13 protein-coding genes are annotated in these 21,762 nt (G+C 70.6%); 7 read left to right on the forward strand and 6 right to left on the reverse strand.

The annotated features are described in order from the left end of the window. Positions 1 to 429: 429 nt before the first annotated feature. The 4 genes from QMZ92_RS26465 to QMZ92_RS26480 are packed head-to-tail and all read right to left on the reverse strand — an operon-like array spanning position 430 to position 5,069. Positions 430 to 1,509, reverse strand: a complete 1,080-nt coding sequence (locus QMZ92_RS26465; protein ID WP_283300002.1) for a hypothetical protein — start codon at positions 1,507 to 1,509, stop codon at positions 430 to 432. A 5-nt stretch (positions 1,510 to 1,514) separates the two neighbouring features. Next, complete coding sequence (locus tag QMZ92_RS26470) at positions 1,515 to 2,444, reverse strand: N-acetylneuraminate synthase family protein (protein ID WP_283300003.1); 930 nt, start codon at positions 2,442 to 2,444, stop codon at positions 1,515 to 1,517. Positions 2,445 to 2,467: 23 nt separating this feature from the next. After that, positions 2,468 to 3,709, reverse strand: coding sequence for an acylneuraminate cytidylyltransferase (locus QMZ92_RS26475; protein ID WP_283300004.1), 1,242 nt, complete (start codon positions 3,707 to 3,709; stop codon positions 2,468 to 2,470). 31 nt (positions 3,710 to 3,740) lie between these two features. Next, complete coding sequence (locus QMZ92_RS26480) at positions 3,741 to 5,069, reverse strand: DUF6716 putative glycosyltransferase (protein ID WP_283300005.1); 1,329 nt, start codon at positions 5,067 to 5,069, stop codon at positions 3,741 to 3,743. 188 nt (positions 5,070 to 5,257) lie between these two features. Between QMZ92_RS26480 and QMZ92_RS26485 the strand changes: the two genes are divergently transcribed. Together QMZ92_RS26485 and QMZ92_RS26490 are read left to right on the forward strand one after the other, a co-directional pair. Further along, positions 5,258 to 6,253, forward strand: coding sequence for a glycosyltransferase family 2 protein (locus tag QMZ92_RS26485; protein WP_283300006.1), 996 nt, complete (start codon positions 5,258 to 5,260; stop codon positions 6,251 to 6,253). Further along, complete coding sequence (locus tag QMZ92_RS26490) at positions 6,253 to 7,638, forward strand: alpha-2,8-polysialyltransferase family protein (protein ID WP_283300007.1); 1,386 nt, start codon at positions 6,253 to 6,255, stop codon at positions 7,636 to 7,638. The genes QMZ92_RS26485 and QMZ92_RS26490 overlap by 1 nt, the downstream gene beginning before the upstream one ends. A gap of 302 nt (positions 7,639 to 7,940) precedes the next feature. On the opposite strand, the gene QMZ92_RS26495 is transcribed toward QMZ92_RS26490, so the two are convergent. Further along, positions 7,941 to 8,447, reverse strand: a complete 507-nt coding sequence (locus QMZ92_RS26495) for a hypothetical protein (protein ID WP_283300008.1) — start codon at positions 8,445 to 8,447, stop codon at positions 7,941 to 7,943. Between the two features lie 1,290 nt (positions 8,448 to 9,737). Between QMZ92_RS26495 and QMZ92_RS26500 the strand changes: the two genes are divergently transcribed. The 5 genes from QMZ92_RS26500 to QMZ92_RS26520 all read left to right on the forward strand — a co-directional run bounded on the left by QMZ92_RS26500 (position 9,738) and on the right by QMZ92_RS26520 (position 21,070). Then, on the forward strand, positions 9,738 to 17,363 hold the full coding sequence (locus tag QMZ92_RS26500) for a golvesin C-terminal-like domain-containing protein (protein ID WP_349307768.1): 7,626 nt from the start codon (positions 9,738 to 9,740) through the stop codon (positions 17,361 to 17,363). A gap of 96 nt (positions 17,364 to 17,459) precedes the next feature. After that, on the forward strand, positions 17,460 to 18,080 hold the full coding sequence (locus QMZ92_RS26505) for a hypothetical protein (protein ID WP_283300010.1): 621 nt from the start codon (positions 17,460 to 17,462) through the stop codon (positions 18,078 to 18,080). Positions 18,081 to 18,775: 695 nt separating this feature from the next. Continuing rightward, on the forward strand, positions 18,776 to 19,396 hold the full coding sequence (locus QMZ92_RS26510) for a hypothetical protein (RefSeq protein WP_283300011.1): 621 nt from the start codon (positions 18,776 to 18,778) through the stop codon (positions 19,394 to 19,396). Between the two features lie 298 nt (positions 19,397 to 19,694). Beyond that, positions 19,695 to 20,273, forward strand: a complete 579-nt coding sequence (locus QMZ92_RS26515) for an RNA polymerase sigma factor (RefSeq protein WP_283300012.1) — start codon at positions 19,695 to 19,697, stop codon at positions 20,271 to 20,273. Then, positions 20,270 to 21,070, forward strand: coding sequence for a hypothetical protein (locus QMZ92_RS26520; RefSeq protein ID WP_283300013.1), 801 nt, complete (start codon positions 20,270 to 20,272; stop codon positions 21,068 to 21,070). Before QMZ92_RS26515 ends, QMZ92_RS26520 begins: the two co-directional genes overlap by 4 nt. A gap of 124 nt (positions 21,071 to 21,194) precedes the next feature. Here the strand turns inward: QMZ92_RS26520 and QMZ92_RS26525 are convergent, their stop codons facing one another. Next, entirely contained in the window at positions 21,195 to 21,746 is a 552-nt protein-coding gene (locus tag QMZ92_RS26525; protein WP_283300014.1) for a hypothetical protein, read from the reverse strand. Between the last annotated feature and the right edge of the window lie 16 nt (positions 21,747 to 21,762).

The following is a 21,762-nucleotide window of genomic DNA, read 5'->3' on the forward strand; positions in this document are numbered from 1 at the left end:
CACCCGTTGAAGAGTAGGCCCCTTCAAGGCCCAACTAACTCGAGATCAACAAAAGTTCAGCCCTATAGGGGGAAGAAAATGCGTCTGACGACGCTTGGCCGTCGTTCGGTGTGGGTAAGCTCACCCGCTGCTGACCACGATATGGACACTCCGGCCTCCTGTCGCGTCCAGGTCGGCCGGTCGGGTCCCCCGGGCCGGCCGGGCGGGGGACGTCCGTACGCCGGTCCGGCCCGCCCCCGGGCTCTGCGCACCGGCCGGCCCGTCGCGCCCCCCGTCCGCGCGGCACCGGCCGCGTCCGAGCGGGGCGGGACCGCCCCCTGCTCCCCGGTCCGCTCCGAACTACCCGGTCCACCCCTGCCGGGCGCCGGGCTCCGGGCCGCTCGTGGCCCTCGGACCTGGTCCGTTCGCCTGGGCCCGGGGGCCGGCGCGTCAGACGGGCGCCGAGAGCCGCTGCACATGCCGTGCCGTACCCGTGACCCCCGCGAGGAAGCCCTGGGCCCGTGGTGACGCCGTGTCCCTGAGCCACTCCGGGGCGATGTCGCACACGGCAACCGTCACACCGGTGCCCACCAGCGCGAGCGGCAGGGTGTGCACGACGGTGGAGGGGAAGCTCAGCACCGTACGGCCGACCGGCCCGCGCCGGGCGATCAGCTCCAGGGGCAGATCGGGCCGGACGATCTCCAGACCGGTGCCGACCGCGAGCCGGTGCAGCTTGTCCGCGCCCTCCCGGCGATGGGCGAAGTAGCGGGTGGCGCCGTGCGCACGGGCGAGCGAGGCGACGGCGTCCAGGTACCGCTGGAGATCGACCACCCCGGTCTCCACGAGCGAGGTGCCCACCAGGTCCGCGCCCCGGGTGAGCAGCGGCGGGCCGAACCGCGAGCGCGTCCAGCGGAACCGGTTGGGGGTGACGGTGATGCCGTCCGGCGCTTCCTCCACGGGCATCGCGGTGAAGAGCTCGACCTCGCGGCGGCGGGACGGCGTGAGCCGCCGGCGGGCGGCCGCCGAGACCGGCGCGAGCAGCAACTCCCGCGGGCCGCGACGGCCGCGGCGGTGCCAGCGCACCAGCCGTTCACCGCGCGTCAGCTGCGCCACGAACTCCATGGTGGCCGTGCCGTCGTCGACCACGGTCAGCCGCCGGGTGCCCACGAGGGCGAGCAGAAGCTGCACATAGCGGGAGAACGGGTCGCCGATGACGATCCGCTCGGCCCGGCGCAGCACGGGGCCCAGCTCGCGCACGGTCCGTACGACCGAGTCGGCGCCGCCGCGGGCCTCCTGCCAGCGCACCGTGATCCCCTCGTCGCGCACCAGCTCCGCCATCCGGCGCAGCTGCCCGCGGGACATGGGATCGGTGGGCGGGAGCACGACGACCGTCAGGTCGCCGCCCCCGGGGGCCGCGTCGCGGGCGGCGCCCGGTCCCGGCTGCGCGGGTATCGCGGCCAGGGCGGGGGGGTGCGCCCACTCCAGGACGTTCAGCAGCTGGACCGGGCTCTCGACGAAGGCGAGGTCCATGGGAGTCAGACCGCGACCGGCTCGGCCCGCTCGCTCTGCTCGGCCTCGGCGACGACGCCGGGGACGCGGCGGAGCTTCTTCATCGGGGCGAGCTCGGACTCGTAGACCTTCTTCACTCCGTCGCCGAGGGCGGCCTCGATGGTGCGGATGTCGCGGACCATGCGCTGCAGACCGCCGGGCTCGACGGAGGCGGCCTGGTCCGAACCCCACATGGCGCGGTCGAGGGTGATGTGGCGCTCGACGAACGCGGCACCGAGCGCGACGGCCGCGAGGGTGGTCTGCAGACCGGTCTCGTGGCCGGAGTAGCCGATCGGGACGTTCGGGTACTCCTGCATCAGGGTGTTGATCACACGGAGGTTGAGCTCCTCGGCCTTGGCCGGGTAGGTCGAGGTGGCGTGGCAGAGCAGGATGTTCTCGCTGCCGAGGACCTCGACGGCGTGCCGGATCTGCTTCGGCGTCGACATGCCGGTGGACAGGATGATCGTCCTGCCGGTGGCGCGCAGCTCGCGCAGCAGCTCGTCGTCCGTGAGGGAGGCGGAGGCCACCTTGTGGGCCGGGGTGTCGAACTTCTCCAGGAAGGCGACGGCCTCGGTGTCCCACGGGGAGGCGAACCAGTCGATGCCGCGCTCGCGGCAGTGCTCGTCTATGGCGCGGTACTCGTCCTCGCCGAACTCCACCCGGTGGCGGTAGTCGATGTACGTCATCCGGCCCCAGGGGGTGTCGCGCTCGATGTCCCACTGGTCGCGGGGGGTGCAGATCTCCGGGGTGCGCTTCTGGAACTTGACCGCGTCGCAGCCCGCGTCGGCGGCGGCGTCGATCAGCGCGAAGGCGTTGTCCAGGTCGCCGTTGTGGTTGATGCCGATCTCGCCGGTGACGTAGACGGGCCGGCCGGGACCGGCGGTCCTTCCGCCGAGGGTGCGCAGACGGGAGTTCATGAGGGGTTCCTTAACGGTTCGGCTTACTGGGCGGGGGTGCTGAGGGTGGGACCGAGAAGCCAGGTGGCGATCTCCCGGATCGCGCCGGCGCCACCCGGGGTGGTGGTCACGGCACGGGCGGCGGCACGCACGGAGTCGTGCGCGCTCGCCACGGCGACGGGCCAGCCGACGAGCCCGAAGCAGGGCAGGTCGTTGACGTCGTTGCCGGCGTAGAGGACCCGCTCGGGCGCGACCGCGTTCTCCGCGCACCACCGCTCCAGGGCGGCGTCCTTGCGGTCGATGCCGTGCAGGACGGGGAGGCCGAGCTTGCTGGCCCGGGCCGCGACGACGGGGTTCTGTTCGGTGGAGAGGACCAGCAGCCTCAGCCCGGCACGGCGCAGCGCGGCGATGCCGAGGCCGTCGCCGCGGTGCACGGCGACGAGTTCGCGTCCGTCGGAGTCGACCAGGACGCGGTCGTCGGTCTGGGTGCCGTCGAAGTCGAGGACGACGGCGTCGACGTCCGCGCGGGTGGGGACGGCCACCGGGTCGAGCAGCGGCGCGAGGGCACGTGCCCGGGCGAGGTCGTGCGGGTCGTCGATCTCCAGGACCCGTGCGGGGTCGGTCTCGACCAGCGCGGTGCGCCCGAAGAAGCGGTGCCCGTGGACGCGGAGGCCGCGGGCGTCCATCGCGTACGCGGCCCCGGTCTCCAGGAAGTCCTCGGGCCGGTCCTGCCGCCGGGGGCGGTGGCTCTTGTCGTGGTTGACGCCTAGGCCGTCGTCGTGGGCGGTACCGGCGGGGGCGGGCGTGCCCGTCGCCGCCGCTTCACGGCGCCAGACGAAGGCGTGGAAAGGGGCGACCGTGACCGCGGTGTCGGCGCCGTCCTTCGCCACCGCTGAGGCGACCCGGTCGATGTCGTCGGCGGTGAGGAAGGGGCTGGTGCACTGGACGAGGAGGACCACGTCGACCGTGCGGCCGTGCTCCGCCTCGTAGGCGTCCACGGCGTGGAGCACCGCGGACTCGCTGGTCGCGGTGTCGCCCGCGATGTCCGCCGGGCGCTCGACGCAGTGGACCCGGCCGGCTGCGCCGGCGGCCGTTCCGGCCGCGCGCGCGGCGTCCGCGATCGCCGGGTCGTCGGTGGACACCACGACGTCGGTGACCAGGGGGGATCCGGTGCAGGCCCGTACGGCGCGCGCGACGAGCGGCACGCCGCCGACCGCGGCGAGGTTCTTGCCGGGCACGCCCTTGGAGCCGCCCCTGGCGGGGATCACGGCGAGGACGGTGGTCATGAGGCGGAGCTCCTTCGGGCCTTCGGAACGGTCACAGCTCGCCCATGCGGCGGATGACGGGCGCCACGCGCTGCACGCCGTGCCGGTAGGCGCCGCGTGCCGCCCCGCGCACCGCGTCGCGGACGAGTCGGCGCACCCCGGTGGGACCGGCGGCCGGCGCCGTTCCCGGGAGCGGGCTGCCGTCCGGGGCGAGACGGTGGCGGGCGAGGATCCCCGGCAGGTAGCCGGGTGCCGTGGTGGCGGTGTAGTAGGGGGTGACGGGCGGGAGCTCCGGCTGCCGCAGGAGTGCGGCCACGCGCTCACGCGCCTCGTCGAAGGCAGTCCCGTACCGCCCGTCGGCGGCGACGCCCTGCCGGGCCAGCCATTCCTCGTCGGGTACGGGCCGGTGGTCCCGGTCGAGCCGGTCCCAGGAGGTGAGCAGCCCGGAGCCGAGGAAGTGGTGGTTGCCGAGCGCCTCGCGTACGCCGAGATCGGTGAGGATCGCGGTGGGGATGCGCCGGTGGAGCGCTTCGAGCGCGGCGGTCGAGGAGACGGTGACCAGCAGGTCCGTCCGGTCCAGGACCTCGCCCATGTGCCCGTACACGAGGCTGAGGTTCGGCGGAAGTCCCCCGGGGAGCCGCTCGGCGAGCCTCTGGTACGGCACTTCCTCCAGGTGCGTGGTGTGCTCGCCGGGCAGGGAGCGCAGCTTGAGCAGCACCTCGCGGGAGGGGTGGAGCCTCGCGTGCCCGGCGAGCCGGCCGAGCAGGTACTCACGGTCGGAGCGGCTGTCGGGGACGGACGGCTGGACGGCGAAGACCACCGTGTCCCGGCCGTCCCTCCGCTCGTACGGGGCGCCGCCGAGGAACGGCAGCGCCGCCTCGGTCACCGTCGAGGGATCGGCGCCGACGCCCTCGTACACGGCGCGGAACCGTTCCGCGTCGTGGCGGGAGTTGGCGAGGACGACGTCCGCGCCGTGCCGCAGCAGCAGTCCGTCGGCGAGCTTCTCGTAGACGACGCCGACGTAGCCGGTGACCAGTACGGGCCGGCGGGGCAGCCGGAGGGCCGCGATCCCGTGGAGCACGGCCTGCACGGCGCCGCCGACGAGGGCGAGGACGACGACGTCGTACCCCTCGTCGCGTATCGCGCGGAGGAACTCGGCGGCGGTGACCTCGCGCACGGTGTCCGCCGCGACCCCGACCTCGGCGAGCTGCCGCGCGGTGGGCGTCGCCCGCCCCCGCAGGAGGAATCCGGCCGGTCCGGCGGAGACCTCCGGGTCCTTCCCGGCAGCTATCCGGCGCGCGGTGAGCGCACCCCATTTCCACCGGGTGTCGGAGTCGGCGAGCACGGCGACGCGCGGCGCCTGGCTGGTACGTGATGGCACGCCGAGGACGTTAGAAAGGCATTCGGCTCGGCGGCCCAACTCGGCAGCAACAAAGGGTTAACAGCGCGTCGACTGACGGCGAAAGAGCCCGGGAACCGTCCGGGTTAACAATTCCGCCGCACCTTGTTCACCCGCCGTCCCTCCCGCGGTCAGAGCGAATGACGGGGCCCGCGCCTAATGTCCGACGCGTGGTCAAGCTCTCGGTCATCGTGCCCTTCTACAACGTCCGGGCCTACGCGCCCGACACCCTCGCAAGCCTCCGGGCGAACGTCCGGGAGGACTTCGAGTTCCTGCTCGTCGACGACTGCTCGACGGACGGGACGCCGGAGATCCTGGAGCGTGCCGAACGCGAGGTGCCGGGAGCGGTCCTGATCAGACACGAACGGAACGGCGGGCTCGCCACGGCCCGCAACACCGGTCTGGACGCCGCCCGCGGCGCGTACATCACCTTCCTGGACGGCGACGACTGGCTGGCTCCGGGCTACTACGAGCAGCTGCTCGCGGCCGCCGAGGAACTGGGCGCCGACTTCGTCCGCACCGACCACGTGCAGTGCACGGCCCGGGAGCGCAAGGTCTTCCGGGCGCCCGTCGGCCGCCGGAACGAGGTGCTCCGGCCGCGTGACGCGATCCTGCCCGCCGACCGGTCCACCTCCGTCGACTACCCCATGGCCTGGGCCGGGATCTACCGGCGCGAGCTACTGGACCGGGGGCTGCTGCACTTCACGGACGGCCTGCGGACCGCCGAGGACCGGCCCTGGATCTGGCGGCTGCACCGCGAGGCGGAGTCCTTCGCCGCGGTGGGTCTGCTGGGGATCTTCTACCGCCGCGGGGTCGCCTCGTCACTGACCCAGATCGGCGACGTACGGCAGCTGGATTTCATCAAGGCTTTCGACCAGGTACTCGAAGAAACCGCAAATGATCCGGAATCCGAGCGGCTTCTTCCGAAAGCCGTCCGGACCTACTGCGCCGTCATTTCCCATCATCTGGGATCGATCGAGAGGTTCGAACCGTCCGTCGCCCGGAAATTGCGTTCGACGAGCGCGGACGCCCTGCGCCGTATGCCGCAGGACGTTCTCAAGGACGCGCTCGACGGCATGGACGGCGAACGCTCCTCCCGGCTGCGCAGGCTGCGCCGCCGTGCGACGGGCACACCCGCGGTCTCCGGTGCGGCGGGAGCGGCATGATGGCCACGACGCCGAGCACCGGACCGGACACCGCACGGACCACGCAGATCTTCTTCGCCTCCACCCTGTACGGCGCGGCGACGCTGGCGGCAGCGCTCGACAGCGGCTGCTTCGCGCCGGCTGACCGGCGGCTGCTGCTGGTGAGCAACAACGCGACGACGCCGGAGACGGCGCCCCCGGTCGACCGGATGCCGGGCTTCGAGCGGCTGCGCGGACGCTTCGACGGGGTGCTGTCGTGGAACGAGGCGATCGCGCCCTTCCACCCGGGCGGCTGGTCGCCGCGCCCGGACGACGTCCCGATGTGGGAGCGGTATCTGCGGATGCTGTGGGACCTCCGGGACGACCGGATCGAGCTGGCGCTGGAGTCCGTCCAGGTCAATCCCGCGCTCGCGGTGGCCCAGTTGTTCCCGGACGCCCGCCTCGACGTCTACGCGGACGGGCTGATGAGCTACGGCCCGACGCGGAACAAGATCGATCCGCTGGTGGGCGAGCGGGTGCGCAGGCTGCTGCACCTCGATCTGGTGCCGGGGCTCACGCCGCTGCTGCTGGAGGAGTTCGGGGCCCGGCCGGAGACGGTACCGGCCGAGGCGTTCACCAAGGTGGTCGCCGAACTCGCCGCCGACGCGGAGGACCTGGCAGCCGCGGCGGACATCCGGGAAGCGGCGGTTTCGGCAGACGGTGGCGAGGGGCCCGCGCTGCTGCTCGGGCAGTACCTGGCGGCCCTCAGCATCCTCACCGCGGAGGAGGAGGAAGCCCTGCACGTCCGGATGGTGCGGGGCGCGGTCGCCCACGGCCACCGCAGACTCGTCTTCAAGCCGCATCCGACGGCGCCGGCAGCGTGGTCACGGGCCCTGGAGCGCGAGGCGGAGGGCCTGGGCGCCGAACTGACCGTGCTGGACCGGCCGGTGCTGGCGGAGGTGCTGTACCGGCAGCTGAGGCCGGCGCTGGTGGTGGGGTGCTTCTCCACGGCGCTGCTGACCGCGAGCACGTTCTACGGCATCCCGGTCGCGCGGGCCGGGACCGAGCCGCTGCTCGACCGGCTGAAGCCGTACCAGAACAGCAACCGGGTGCCGGTGACGCTGGCCGACGCGCTGGTCCCCGACCTGGAGACCGGCCGCCCCGGTGCCCCGCGCCCGGTGGACGAGGAGGTGTCGGGGCTGGTCCGGGCAGTCGGGTTCGCCATGCAGCCGCAGATCCGGGCGGATCTGCGCGGGTCGGCGGAGGCGTATCTGACGGCCCACCTCACGGCGGGGAACGCACGCTACTTCAAGCGTCGCCGCCTGACGGTCCTCGGCCTCCCCGGCGGTCTGCCGGTCCCCCGCCACGCCGCGATCCGCCGCATGGCCCGCCGGGTCCGCCGCATCAGGCGCGGCACGCTCGGCTGACGGACGGCTCACCTCCCGGGGCCCGGCGCGCCGGGGACGGGGCCTGCCCGCGCCCCGTGCCGTCCCGGTGCAGTGCGGTGCGGTGCGACCGTGATGCCCCTCCCGCCGCGGCGAGTCTCGCGGTGAAGTCCGGGCGCAGGCGCCCCGAAGCCGTGTCCCGGACTGAGCCTCCCGTGCGAACCACCGGGGACGAGACGGCGAGGGCCGGGACACCACCTGGAGCGATGCGCGCTCGCAAGAGGTCGGTGGCACCCCCCAACGGCGCCCTTTGCCACGGCCGCTGCGCTCGCGGCGGCCGGGCGTCACTCCGGCGCCGGGAGCTCTCCCGTGCAGGTGGCTCGGCCGAACTCACCGGAGGCCGTGGAACTCTGGAGGTGCTTGCCACGGATGGCGAGGGCGCAGCGGGCCCGGCCGCCCTGCTCGTCGAGGACGATGCTGACCACCGGGTCCTTGCCGAGCGGCACGTCGACGGTCTTCTTCCACGGCAGCCGGACCCCCGATGCGGTGGCGGCGGCGTCGGCCCCGGACGCGCCGAGGGCCCGGTAGGAGATGTCGACCGTGCCGGATCCCGTGACCTCGTACGTCACCTCGGCACTGGGAGTCGCCTTCGGCGCCGGCGCGCTCCCGGTCGTGGTGAAGACGCCGTACAGCGCGAGCCCCGCGCAGGCAGCCGCCGTCGCGCCGGCGATGACGAGCCCGCTGCGGTCGAGGCGACGACGCTTCGGACCGGCGCCGGCGGCGCCGGTCCCGGCCTCCTGGACGTCACTCGGGCCGGTGGCCTCCGGCCCCTCCGAATTCTCCGTGGCCACTGTGCATTTCTGGGCTTCTGTGCCCATGAACTCTTCCCCTCGGAAACGAAACCTCTCGGCGCGGAACCCGGCGTTTATACACGACAGTCGAAGTGCGTGGCCAGCGGCTGGAAATAACGGACATCGCGCATCGGTGAATTGGCGTCAAGTCTGAAATCGCCTGTTTGTCGATTCGGTTGACTTGGTGGTCGCGGAGCGTCTAGAACCTCGGCGCCGCTGCGCATGGCTTCCCGTACCGGCAGGTGGGACGGGTGCCGGTGCGGCGCGTATGTCATGACGCACAAGGAAAGGCTTGGCGTGAAACCCAGATTGGGCAGGCTTGTCGCGTGCCTTGCGGTATCTGCGGTGACGAGTTCACTGCTGCCGCAGATCGCTTATGCCGCACCGGTTTCCGGTGATGACGGCGAGGGAATAGTCGACACCGTCACGGGCTGGCTGACGGATGACAGCAAGGAGGGGGAGCTCCCGCCGTCGTACGGGGAGCTGGGGATTGCCGACCGGCAGAAGCTCGCCAAGGGGAGGAAGGACCCGGAGGCGAAGCGGGTCAGGGAGCTGACGTCCCGGCGGACGTCCGGTGCGCGGTTCTGGCAGCTGTCGGACGGCCGGATCGAGGCGGAGCTGTCGGCGGAGCCGACCTCGTACCGGGACGCGGCGTCCAAGTCCTGGAAGTCCATCGACACCTCCGTGCACGGCACGAAGGCGAGGGGTTTCGACTTCGCCAACACGGCGAACACAGGCCGCAGTTGGTTCGGTTCTGATACCGGACGGCTGATGCGGTTCGAGGCCGACGGCGGCGGTGCGGTGACGTTCGGTCTGGAGGGCGCGGGCGAGAGCCTGAAGCCGGAGGCCGAGGGCTCCACGGTCACCTACCGGGACGCGGTGGACGGCGCGGACCTTTCCTACGAGGTGGGACCCGGCCGGGTCAAGGAGAACATCGTCCTGGCCGAACGCCCTGACGGGCCGGTGTCGTTCACGTTCACGCTGGATGCCGAGGGGCTGACGCCCAAGGCGCGCAAGGACGGTTCGGTCGCCTTCTACGGCGAGTTGCCGAACACGCCCGCGCTGGTGATCCCCGCGCCGTACATGACGGATGCCAAGAAGGCGGACGCGTCCGTCCACGGCAAGACGTACAGCACCAAGGTCACCCAGAAGCTCACACGCGACGGGAAGTCCTGGAAGCTGACGGTCACCCCGGACGCGGGGTGGCTGGCGGCGAAGGAGCGTCAGTACCCGGTGGTGATCGATCCGACGATCACCATCGCGCCGACTCCTTCGCAGTCGCAGGACACGATGGTGCTCTCCGACCAGCCGTCGGTGAACTTCGACACCACCTGGAAGCTGTCGGCGGGCAAGACGGACACGGGCACCTCCCGCTCGCTGATCAAGTTTCCGCTGAACGAGGTCCCCGCCGGCACGAAGATCGACTCGGCGCGGCTGGAGATGTACTTCGACCAGGCGCACACCACCAACGGCAACGACGTCGCGATCGGCGCCTACCGGGCGACCGGCGCCTGGGACGAGTCGACGGCGAACTGGTCCAACACCAGTTCGCTGGTGGGCGAGCTCTCGGGCACCAGCGTGCAGGTCGATGACGGTGACGCGGGCACGACGGCCGCGGTCGGCACCTGGCCGGCCTCCGGCTCCTCGCTCACCCAGTACGCGATCGGCCAGGACTACCGCTACAACAAGGACTCGGTGGCCGGGGACGCCTACACCTGGCAGCCGAAGCTGCCGGAGACGGCCTCCTACCGGGTCGACGTGCACTACGTCGCGGCGGCCGACCGGGCCACCAACGCCCCGTACACGGTGACCGGCCAGGACGGTACCGCCACCTACACGGTCAACCAGCAGTCCGGCACGAACGGCGTGTGGGCCTCGCTCAACGGCGGTTCGCAGATCGACTTCGACAAGGGCACCGCCGGCAAGGTCGTCCTCGGCGACGGTCCGGCCTCGTCCACGACCGCCGTCATCGCCGACGCGGTGCGCTGGGTGAACCCCGCCTCGATCGTGAAGAACACCGGCGAGTACAACCAGTGGCACAAGTTCCCGGTCACCGACACGGTCCAGAAGTGGCTCGACGGCACCGCGAACCACGGCTTCGTGCTGAAGGCCACCGACGAGTCGGGCACCGCCCCGACCGGCGGCCCGCGCTACGAGGCCGGTGACGGCTACTACGGCGGCGAGACCGCGACCGTTCCGCGGCTGACCGTCACCTACGGCACGGTCGGCACCGCGCTGGACTCGCCGACCGTCGTGCACGGCACCGGCCCCGAGCTGTCGTGGAAGGCGTACGCGAACACCACCGGCGACAGCGGCCTGGACATCGTCGAGTACCAGCTGCACCGCTCCACGCAGCAGGCGTTCACCCCGTCCGCGGCCACGCTGATCGCGCCGATCGCCAAGACCGCGACCACGTACACGGACACCACCGCGGTCCCGACCCCGGACTCCTCACCGAACGAGATCGGGAAGTCGTACTACTACCAGATCGCGGTCAGGACCGAGGACGGCCAGGTTCTCGGTTCGCCGACCCGCGCGGTGGGCATCCCGAAGGCCGGCCGCACCATGAAGCTGGTCCAGGGCACCGCGGGAGTCACGGACACCACCCTGTCCTCGGCCCAGCCCACCACGAACCAGGACACCATCCAGTCCTGGGGAGTGGGCCAGAAGTGGCTGAGCGTCGGCAACAACTCCGCCACATACGGCAAGACGCGCGCGGCGATGAAGTTCACCACGAGCGACATCCCGGCCACGGCCACGGTGCTGGAGTCGCGGCTCTTCATGTGGGGCGCGGAGACCACCACCGGCAGCAACGGCGCCGTCTACGAACTCCACGGCATGACCGGGGACTTCAACGAGACCCAGGCGACCTGGAACAACGCCACCTCCACCACCGCGTGGACCACCCCCGGCGGCGACCACAGCTCCGTCGTGTCCGACTACACCCCGCAGTGGACCAACGACGTCGGCCGCCACTGGTGGGACGCCACGTCCCTCACCCAGGGCTGGGTCGACACCCCCTCCAGCAACAAGGGCGCGATGGTCAGGCTGAAGGACGAGTCGGCCACCGGCCCGCAGGAACGCACCCTGTTCCTGTCCTCGGAGGCCGCCGACTACCAGCTCGGCCCGCTGCTGCGCGTGATCTACGTCGACTCCACGACCCAGGACACCTACTACGCGCCGCAGACCCCCTCCCGGATGACCCCGAACTCCACGTACACCGTGGACTTCACGGTCACCAACACCACGTCCTCGGCGTGGGCGGCCGGTGAGCGGGAGCTCTCCTACACCTGGAAGCTGCCCGACGGCACGGACGTCACCACCGGCGGCAACCAGCTCGCCACGGCGATCCCGGCGCTGCTGCCGGGCAAGTCCGCCACCATCCAGGCCCAGGTCAAGACCCCGATCAACTCCGACTCCGGCAACAAGCGCACCGAGTACGTGCTGGGCTGGGACGTCCGCAGGATCTCGGACGGCTCCTGGCTGTCGGCCGGTACGGGCGGCATCCCCGCGCTCAAGCAGGACGTCGCGGTCGAGGACCCGACCTCCAACACGCTGGGCCTGGAGAAGTTCTACTCGTACACGGGCAAGAACACCGGTGCCGGCTCCACGGTGATGAACAACCTGGCGGCCGGCAACAGCGTCTGGTCGTACAACGCCGTCAACAACCCGGGCCGCGGGCTCAACACCTTCGCCCGCGTCGCGTACAACTCGCTGGACACCAGCGACACGGTGATGGGCCACGGCTGGTCGGCCCAGCTGTCCGGACCGACGCGCCTGGGCGCGCCGCTGGACTTCCACCCGAACCCCAACCCGACCGAGGTCCGCCTCCCCGACGGCGACGGCACCACACACGTCTTCCGCTGGGACGCCACCGACAACGAGTGGAAGGCACCGGCCGGCGTCCACTACAAGCTGGAGGCCAAGCCGGGCCTGGACTGCACCCCCACCAAGGACCCGGTCCCCGACGCCTGGACGCTCACGCGCCCGGACGGCACCCGCTTCCTGTTCGGCTGCGACGGCTACATGACCTCGGCCGTCGACAGGAACGGCAACACGCAGACGTACGTGTACGAGGAGCGCAAGTCCAACAACAAGCCGACCAAGTTCCTCAAGTACATCACCGACCCGGCCGGCCGTCAGTCACTCACGGTCGAGTACTACAAGAAGGGTGACGCGTCCTACGAGTACATCAACGACTCGGGCGCCAAGGTCACGGGCTCGAACCTGACCAACTCCAAGATCTACGACCACGTGAAGTCCATGACGGACATCTCGGGCCGCAAGATCTCCTTCTACTACACCGACAAGGGCCTGCTGGGTCAGTTCACCGACGGTGTGGGCTCCAGCCAGCCGAAGGACTTCACGTTCACCTACGACGCCACGCAGGGGAACAAGAACGTCAAGCTGGTCAAGGCCACCGACCCGCGCGGCAACGCGACGCGGATGGCGTACTACGCGCCGCAGGCCGGTGACGACCCGAAGTACCACTGGTGGACCAAGACGATCACCGACCGGCTGAACGGCGCCACCGGCTTCACCTACGCGGCGAACGCGACGAACTCCGAGTTCACCGACACCAAGGTGACGGACGCCGAGTCGAACGCCACGGACTACGTGACGGACGACTTCTTCCGCCCGGTCCAGACGACCAACGCCAAGTCCCAGACCACGAAGATGAGCTGGGACGCGGACAACAACGTCACGTACCTGGAGGAAGCCAACGGCGCCAAGACCGCGTACTGCTACGACCAGAAGACGGGCTATCCGCTCTGGCAGCGCGACGCGGAGAACAACAAGTCCGGTGTCCCGGCCCCGTCGGAGTGCGCGCCCGGCACCTACCCTGCCAGCGCGCAGCAGTTCGAGTACCAGACCCGGGCCGACGGCTACGCCGCCGACCTGGTGCGCAAGACCTCTCCGGAGGGGCGCGCCTGGCAGTTCGGCTACGACACGTTCGGCAACCTGAAGACGGTCACCGACCCCAAGGGCGTCGCCACCGCGACGGCGGGTGACTACACGACGTCGTACGACTACGACTCCTACGGCCAGCTGACCAAGGCGACCGACCCGAACGGGAACCCGACGACGAACAGCGACTTCGGTCCGACCGGCTACCCGGCGACGATCACGGACGCGCTGAACAAGTCGACCACGTTCGTCTACGACGAGCGCGGCCGGGTCACCGAGGTCAACGACGCGCTGGGCAAGAAGACCACGCAGACGTACGACACGTTCGGACGTCCGCTGGTGAAGACGGTGCCGAAGGACCAGGCCTCGGGTGATCTCATCACCACCCCGGCTCCGGTCTATGACGCGAACGACAACGTCACCACGTCGACCGCGCCCAACGGCGCCGTATCCACGGCGGTCTACGACGCAGCGGACCAGGTCACCTCGGCGACCGCCCCGAAGGACACGGGCACGTCGGAAGAGCGCAGGACGGCCTACACGTACGACAAGACGGGTCACCTGACGACGACGACCGAGCCCAAGGGCACGCTGACTTCGTCGGACCCGGACGACTACCTCACCACCCAGCACTACGACGCGATCTACCAGCTCACCTCGGTCGTCAACGCGGGCGGTGACAAGGTCAGTTACGAGTACGACAACGTCGGCAACGTCACCACGGTCATCGACCCCAAGAAGAACGCGACCGCGGACACCAGCGACTACACCACCAAGACCGCGTACGACCTGAACCACCGGGTCACGCAGGTCACGGACGCCGCGGGCAAGACCACCGAGCGGGCCTACGACAAGGACTCGCTGGTCGTCTCGACGACGGACGCGGAGAACAACACCACGACCGTCACCTATGACGAGCGCGGCAAGAAGACCGAGGTCAAGGTTCCGCACGACGGCACCACGACCATCACGTACCGGTCGACGAAGTACGAGTACGACCAGGTCGGCAACACGACGCGGGTCATCACCCCGCGTGGTGTGGAAACGGTGAACACGGAGGACTTCGCGTCCCGTACCGAGTTCGACGCGCTGAACCGTCCGGTGAAGCAGTTCCAGCCGTACGACCCGGCCGACGCCCGTTACAACGACCCGAACGTCTACACCCAGACGTTCTACGACGCGGTGGGCCGGGTCTCGAAGACCTCGATGCCGCCGTCGGAGGGGCAGACGGTCCGCAACGACACCACCTACTCCTACTTCGACAACGGGTGGGTGAAGTCCTCGACGGACCCGTGGGACATCGCCACCACGTACGACTACGACGAGCTGGGCAAGCAGACCGCCCGTACGCTCACGTCCGCCGGTGGTTCCTCGAACCGCACGATGACGTGGTCGTACTACCCGGACGGCAAGCTCAAGTCGCGCTCGGACGACGGCGTGCCGGTCGGCAAGTCGGTGGTCCTGGCCGACAACTCCGACACCCAGCACACCTCCGCCACCGGCACCTGGACGAAGGGAGACATCGCCGGCCAGCAGGGCTACGACCACCAGACGCACGCGGCGGGCACCGGCACCGACGCCTTCACGTGGACGCTCAACATCCCCGAGGACGGCACGTACACCGCGTACGTGAAGTACCCGCAGGTGACGGGCGCCGCGACGACGGCCAAGTACACGGTCACGCACTCCACCGGCACGACGGACAAGACCATCAGCCAGGCCACCGGGGCAGGCACATGGGTCTCGCTCGGCTCGTTCACCTTCACCCAGGGCAACGCGGCCAAGCTCCAGCTGTTCCAGAACAGCGCGGGCAAGGTCGTGGCCGACGGTGTGAAGCTGGTGCGCGACAACTCCGGTGACACGGACGCCGAGAAGCACACCTTCGACTACGCGTACGACGTCAACGGCAACCTGACGTCGATCGACGACACGTCTTCGGGCGCGACGGTCGACGCGTACGCGGTCACGTACACCGGCCTCAACCAGGTCCAGAAGGTCACCGAGTCGGCGGGCGGCCAGGAGCAGAAGGCCACGTCGTACTCGTACGACGCCAATGGCCAGCCGGAGACGGTCACACACCCCGACCAGTTCTCCGAGTACACCTACGACCTGCGCGATCTGGTGCAGACGGTCTCGGTCGGCAAGACGCCGACGGACGCCTCACCGAAGGTGACGTCGTACACGTACACGGACCGCGGCCAGAAGCTGAAGGAGACCAAGGCCAACGGCAACACGGTCGACTTCACCTACTTCCTCGACGGTTCGGTCAAGACCCAGAAGGAGAAGAAGGCCAACGGCACGCTGGTCTCGGAGCACACGCTGACCTATGACGCCAACGGCAACAAGGCGCAGGACGTCGGCAGGAAGATGAACGCCGACGCCACGTCGACGTACATCGATGTGACCGCCTCCTACACCTACGACCCGGTGAGCCGGGTCTCGCAGGTGACCAAGACGGGCACGGTCTCGGCGACCGAGACGTATGTCCACGACGACAACGCCAACGTCATCTCGCAGACCGTGAAGGGCGTGTCGTCCACCTTCGCCTACGACCGGAACCGGCTGCTGTCGGCCACCGTCAGCGGCGCGGTGGCGGCCTACAACTACGACCCCTTCGGCCGTCTCGAGACGGTCACGGGTGGTGGCAAGGTCGTGGAGCGCAACACCTACGACGGCTTCGACCACGTGGTGGAGACCTCCAGGCTGACCGGCGAGGGCGGGCAGTCGGTGACGCAGTACGCGTTCGACCCGTTCGACCGGACGGTGAGCAAGACCGCGGCGGGGAAGACCACCGAGTTCGACTACCTCGGCCTGTCGGGCGAGGTGCTGAGCGAAGAGGTCGCCGGCTCGGTCACCGCGTCCTACCAGTACTCGCCGTGGGGCCAGCGGCTCTCGCAGATCAAGGTCTCGGGAGGCGTCGACGAACTGGGCGTGTACGGCTACAACACCCGTGGTGACGTCGAGTCCGTGACCGCGGAGGCCGGAGACACCACCGCCACCTACGGCTACACCGCCTACGGCAAGGACGAGGCCGGCGAGTTCACCGGCATCGACAAGCCCGACCCGGACGACCCGGCCAAGGACGCGTACAACCCGTACCGCTTCAACGCGAAGCGCTGGGACGTCTCCTCGGGCACGTACGACATGGGCTTCCGCGACTACAACCCGGAGCTCAACCGCTTCACCACCCGGGACATGTACAACGGCGCCCTGCAGGACATGGGCCTCACCGCCGACTGGATGACGGCCAACCGGTACGCCTTCACGGGCGGCAACCCGGTCAACCGGATCGAGATCGACGGCCACATGGACTGCGCCACCGGCGGGGACTACTCCGGCGGGTGTGGCTGGGGGCCCTCCGTGGCGGACGAGACGCCGTCCGGTCCGGGTGAATGGGGTAACTCCTGGCAGCTGGGCACCGACGACACACCGTCCACGGACACGGACACGGACGAGGCGGCTGCGGCCCCGGCGCCGCGGCCGGAGCCCATCCCGGTGTGGGAGAACTTCGTCGGCGGTGTGACCCACACGCTGCTGACCGGATTCACCCAGACTGACGGCGACGGCGGCAGCACCGGCATCTGCGCGGGAATCGGTGGAGCGATGTTCACGGGCTACGCGGAGCAGGGCTGCTTCATGGTCGTCCAGACCAGCAACGGCGACTACGACATCGGTTTCACGGAAAGCCATGGCCCGTCGGTCGGCAGCGGAGCCTCCGCCGGCCTCGACATCGTCTGGAGCAATGCGGACAGCTTCAACCAGATCGCGGGTACCGGCGTCGGCGCCGATGCGGCGGCCGGTCCGCTGCTGGGTGTCCACGTCCTGGGTGGTATGGCCGTGAACTCCGAGGACGAATGGTCCTTCCCGACGGACTGGAGCAATCCGTGGGTGGTCAACAGCGACGGTGATCCCGTGTATACCGTCGGCGTCGGCGTCACCTTGGTGACCGGCGTCGACGTGGGCGGAGGAACCAGCTTCACGACGGTCTACGGGGAGAGCGGATGGTGACATGATTCCAGCCGCCCGGGGTGCGGGTGCGCGTTCCTGGCACTCGCACCCCGGGCGGCTCCCTTCCGCAACGTTCCGAACGATGAAAGGAGCAGAATGTCCTACGACAGGGCGTTCCTGTGGGGCCCGGCCAATTTCTCCGCACGGCCGCCTGCCCGGCTGGTGGGGGAGGGCGTCGTCGTGGGCCTCTTGACCGCCGGCCTGGTCGCGGGTGCCGCCGTCACGGGTGTCCTGACCGGTTTCGACACGGTGGGCTCGGTGGTCGGTGTCCTCGTGGGCCTGGCTGCCGCCGGGTATCTGTTCTCGACGAATGCGGGACGCGCACTGGTCGGTGCGGTCGCCCTCTTCGGCGGGGCCCTCGCCTGGTGGATACCGGGCCAGACCGCGCAGGCCGTCCTCGCTGCGCGCGGCGAGAGCCGTACGGTGGTGGTGGCCGAGGTCCACGTCCACCGCTACGAGGGACGGAACTACGTCAAGAACTCCTGCTCGGTGCGCCTTCTTGACGGCACCCCCGTCCCGACCGAGGCCTGGCGCACCTGTGGCGCCACCGCGCGTCCGGGCCAGCACCTCACGATGGTCTTCGACCCGGAGGACGCCGTCCCGCCGACCGACCGTATCCTTCCTGCCACCGCCGCCGAGGCCCTCGCGGGGCCGGCGGCGGCGACTGTGGCCCTCGCGGCGCTGTGCTGCGTCGCGGTGATCCGGTCCCAGCCGTGACCACGCAGGCCATGCGCGCCCGCGGTGCGACCCCGTGCCCCGGTGAGCCCGGGCACGCGCGCGGAGCGCCGGGGCACCATACCTAGTGCCGCATCAGGCAACGTTCGCCCCGTCGGGCAAACCTTGCCTGACGCGGCACTAGCGATTCCCATGCTCGATCCGAACTCGGCGACGCGGACAAGGCGGGGTTCGCCTTGTCCATGCCCTGATCAGCTCGGCAGTCGTGGGAGCGGCGTGAGCCGTGACATGGTCAGCACTCCTGCGCAGGACGGAAGGACGTCGGCCTGCGGTACCCGTACTCGGAACGGCAGCCCTTGTGGAGGCCCCACTCTGGACCGCGATGGTGGTCTGTCATTCGGTGGCGGGCGCCACCGGGGCATCCTCAGGGCCGGTCGGCGTTCCCGGCTGATGGCCGGCAGCGCAGCCTGCAGGCTGACGGGCCCCTGGGCCTGCGTGTGACTTTGATCTGGCAGCCGAGTGACTCCCACGGGAGAAGGGAACGGAGTATGAAGAGGAAACCCCCCGGAGGCCGGGGCCGGACGGCAGGACTCTGCCTGACGCTGGCCCTGCTGACAGGGTGCGCTGGAGAAACGTCGCACACGGACGCGTCCCCGCAGAGCAGCACGAGCACGGACGAGCGGCCGGCCGGGAAACGACAGTCCGGGGAACGGACGGCGGAGAAGGCGTTCGACCTGTTGAGGGACACAGACTCGATGCGGCTGTCGCTCATGATCCGGGCGCCCCAGGGCGGTGCCGTGATCTCGGTGCACGCCGACCGGGACGGCAACTGCACGGGCACTTTCGACATGGGGCGCACACAGCGCGGGGACATCATCAGAGTCGCCGGTGAAGGCGTGTCCTACGTCCGCTACACCGACGCCGCACTCGCGGAGATACGCGCGGAGGCCGCCCGACGCGGGCCCGAAGCCGTGGCGCGGGCCGAGGAGCGCACGGCGCAGGTCCGGGGCAAATACCTCAAGGTTCCGTCCATCAACCCCGCCGTGAAGGACCAGTGCGACCTTGACAAGGCCTTGTCGAAGGCACCCCGGAACGGTGTCGGCGCCCAGCAGCAGCCCGTTGTCGAGCGTGACGGCGAGCGGGTCATACCGCTGCGCGGCCCAGAGGGGGACGAGGGCCTGACCATGTACGTGGCCGCCGAGGGCGAGCCGTACATCCGCTACATGGAAGGCACATCCCGGGGCGCCGAGATGAAGGTCGAGTTTTCCCAGTACGGCGACCCGGTGCGCGCGGCGGCGCCTCCGGAGGACAAGGTTCTTGAGATCGAGACGGGCCCCGGCGGACTGCTCGACGCCTGACTTCAGACAGGCCTGGTGTCCAGCGGTGTGCTCGTAAGGCGGCTACGGCGGCGACGGAGGACACCTTGATCACGTCGGCGCGATCTCGACTCTCGGCCGACCGGTGTTCGGACGCCCGACGACAGGGTGTCAGTTCCACTGGGTAAGGTGGGTGGTCTGTTCGAGGCATAAGCGGAAGGGCCCGTTCAGCAGCTGTGTCCGCTGCTGGGCGGCAGGCCGGGCAGGGGTGTCGTACCGACAGGTTCCGCGGCGCCTTTCTGCGGCTCGGCTGTGCCGGGCCACCGACGAAGAGGGATGTGTGGAGGCGTACGAGGGGGAGCTCGGCGTCGCCGTCGCGCGTGCCCAGCAAGGGGACGAGGACGCTTTCGCACGGGTGTACCAGTTGGTGCAGCCCGGGCTGCTCGGGTACCTCCGGGGGCTCGTGGGTGAGGACGCCGAGGACGTGGCTTCCGACGCCTGGCTGGAGATAGCCCGCGATCTGGGGCGTTTCCGCGGGGACGGGGCGGGCTTCCGGGGGTGGAGCGCGACGATCGCGAGGCATCGGGCCCTGGACCATCTGCGCAGGCAGAAACGGCGTCCGCAGACGTCGCTCCTGGAGCATGACGTGCTGGAACTTCCGGACGGGCGGGACACGGCCGACGCGGCCCTGGAGACCGTCTCCACCGAGCAGGCACTGGCGCTGATCGGGAGTCTGCCGCGCGACCAGGCCGAGGCCGTACTGCTGCGGGTCGTCGTCGGCCTTGACGGGCCCGCGGCGGCGCGGGTGCTGGGCAAGCGGCCCGGAGCGGTACGCTCCGCCGCGCACCGGGGGCTGAGGAGACTGGCCGAACGACTGGCCCACACGCGACCACGTTCCCTGAAGGACGAAACCACATGACACCGGAACGGGAAGAGCCCCGAACCCCAGAGCTCGAAGCGCTGCTCGCCGCGGCGCGCCGCCCCGGTGCACCCGATCCGGCCGCCCTCGAACGCGCGCTCGCGGCGTTCCGTACGGCGCGGGACGCGGGGCTGCACGCAGCGCCGTCGCCGTGGTGGCGCAGGCGCGGCCGGGACGACTGGCGGTCCACCGCCGAGCGGCGCCGTGGCCGACTGCTCGTCAGGGGGCTGATCGCGGCGCTCGTCGCGGCGTCGCTGGGCGGTATGGCCGTCGCGGCGGGGACCGGCGCGATCCCTTCGCCGTTCGGCGGTGGCGAGGAGCCCGCTCCGGGCCGCAGCCCGGAGCCGACGCGGACCCGGCAGACGGAACGGACACCGGAGGCACCGGTCGTCCCGCCCCGTACGCCGGAGGGCGCGACCGAACCCGGGCAGACGCCGGGCGCGGTGTCCGCCGGCGACGTCGCGCACTGCCGCGCCTATCTGGCCGCGCTGGAGCGGAAGGGTGTGCCGCCCCGGGGCGAGGCGATGGCACGGCTGGAAGCGCGCGCGGGCGGTCCGGAGGCCGTACGGGCCTGGTGCGAGGGGCTGCTGGCAGTCGAGGACCGGCCGCCGGGCAACGGCACGGGCCAGGGCGGTGGCCCGAAGGGCGATCCAGGAGCGGGGCAGCCGTCGACGGCGCCGGGCGGCATGCCTGCCGACGAGCCGGGGGAGCAGGGACGGCCGACCGCACCGGGCGTCTCGGCCGGACGCGGCGACATGGGCACACAGGGCCTGGGCACGGGCGGGTCCGAGGCGTAACCCTCGCGGCCCGTGCCGGCGTAGGGCTACGAGCTCCGCTGAGCGGGCGGACCGTGCGCCACGTTCTGCCCGACCACCACCCCCGACGTCGGGGACGGCGTGGCCCACGACCACCCGGTTCGGTTCACCCGGGCTTGACGGGCGGTCGAGGGGAGGAAGCCGACGCGGAGGCGAGGACGAGGAAGCTGCTCGCCGCGTAGAACAGGGCCGGTCCTGCACTGAAGACGCGCAGATGGGCCTTCAGCGCCTCGTGGTACTCGGGCTCCGTGAGCGACACCCGCTCACTCCGCAACGTCGTGTTGTTCCAGTACGTGTAGTAGTAGCCCGACGCGTCCTCCTTCGCGTCCCTTCCGCCGCCGGTCGCACCACCCGCGAGTGCCAGGCAGATGACGATCCCGTAGGTGAGCTTCAGGGACAGCGGCAGGAGCCACACGTACCTGGCCAACCGCCCCGCGTTCGCCGGCCCGAACAGGGTGCCCGCGGCGCCGGAGGCGAGGCTGCGGACGAAAGCAGCGCCGAAGACCGGGAAGACCAGGGCGAACAAGCCGATCACGACGCTCGTCGGCACGATGTACCCGCCGGGCAGCCAGGTCGAGGCCATCGCCAGCAACGCGATCCCGCAGAGGCTCAGTGCCAGAACGAAGTGCACCCTGCAACCGCCCCGCAGCTCCGGCATGGCGACTCCCTCTCGT

Source organism: Streptomyces sp. HNM0645, from assembly GCF_030056615.1.
GTDB lineage: Bacteria > Actinomycetota > Actinomycetes > Streptomycetales > Streptomycetaceae > Streptomyces > Streptomyces marianii.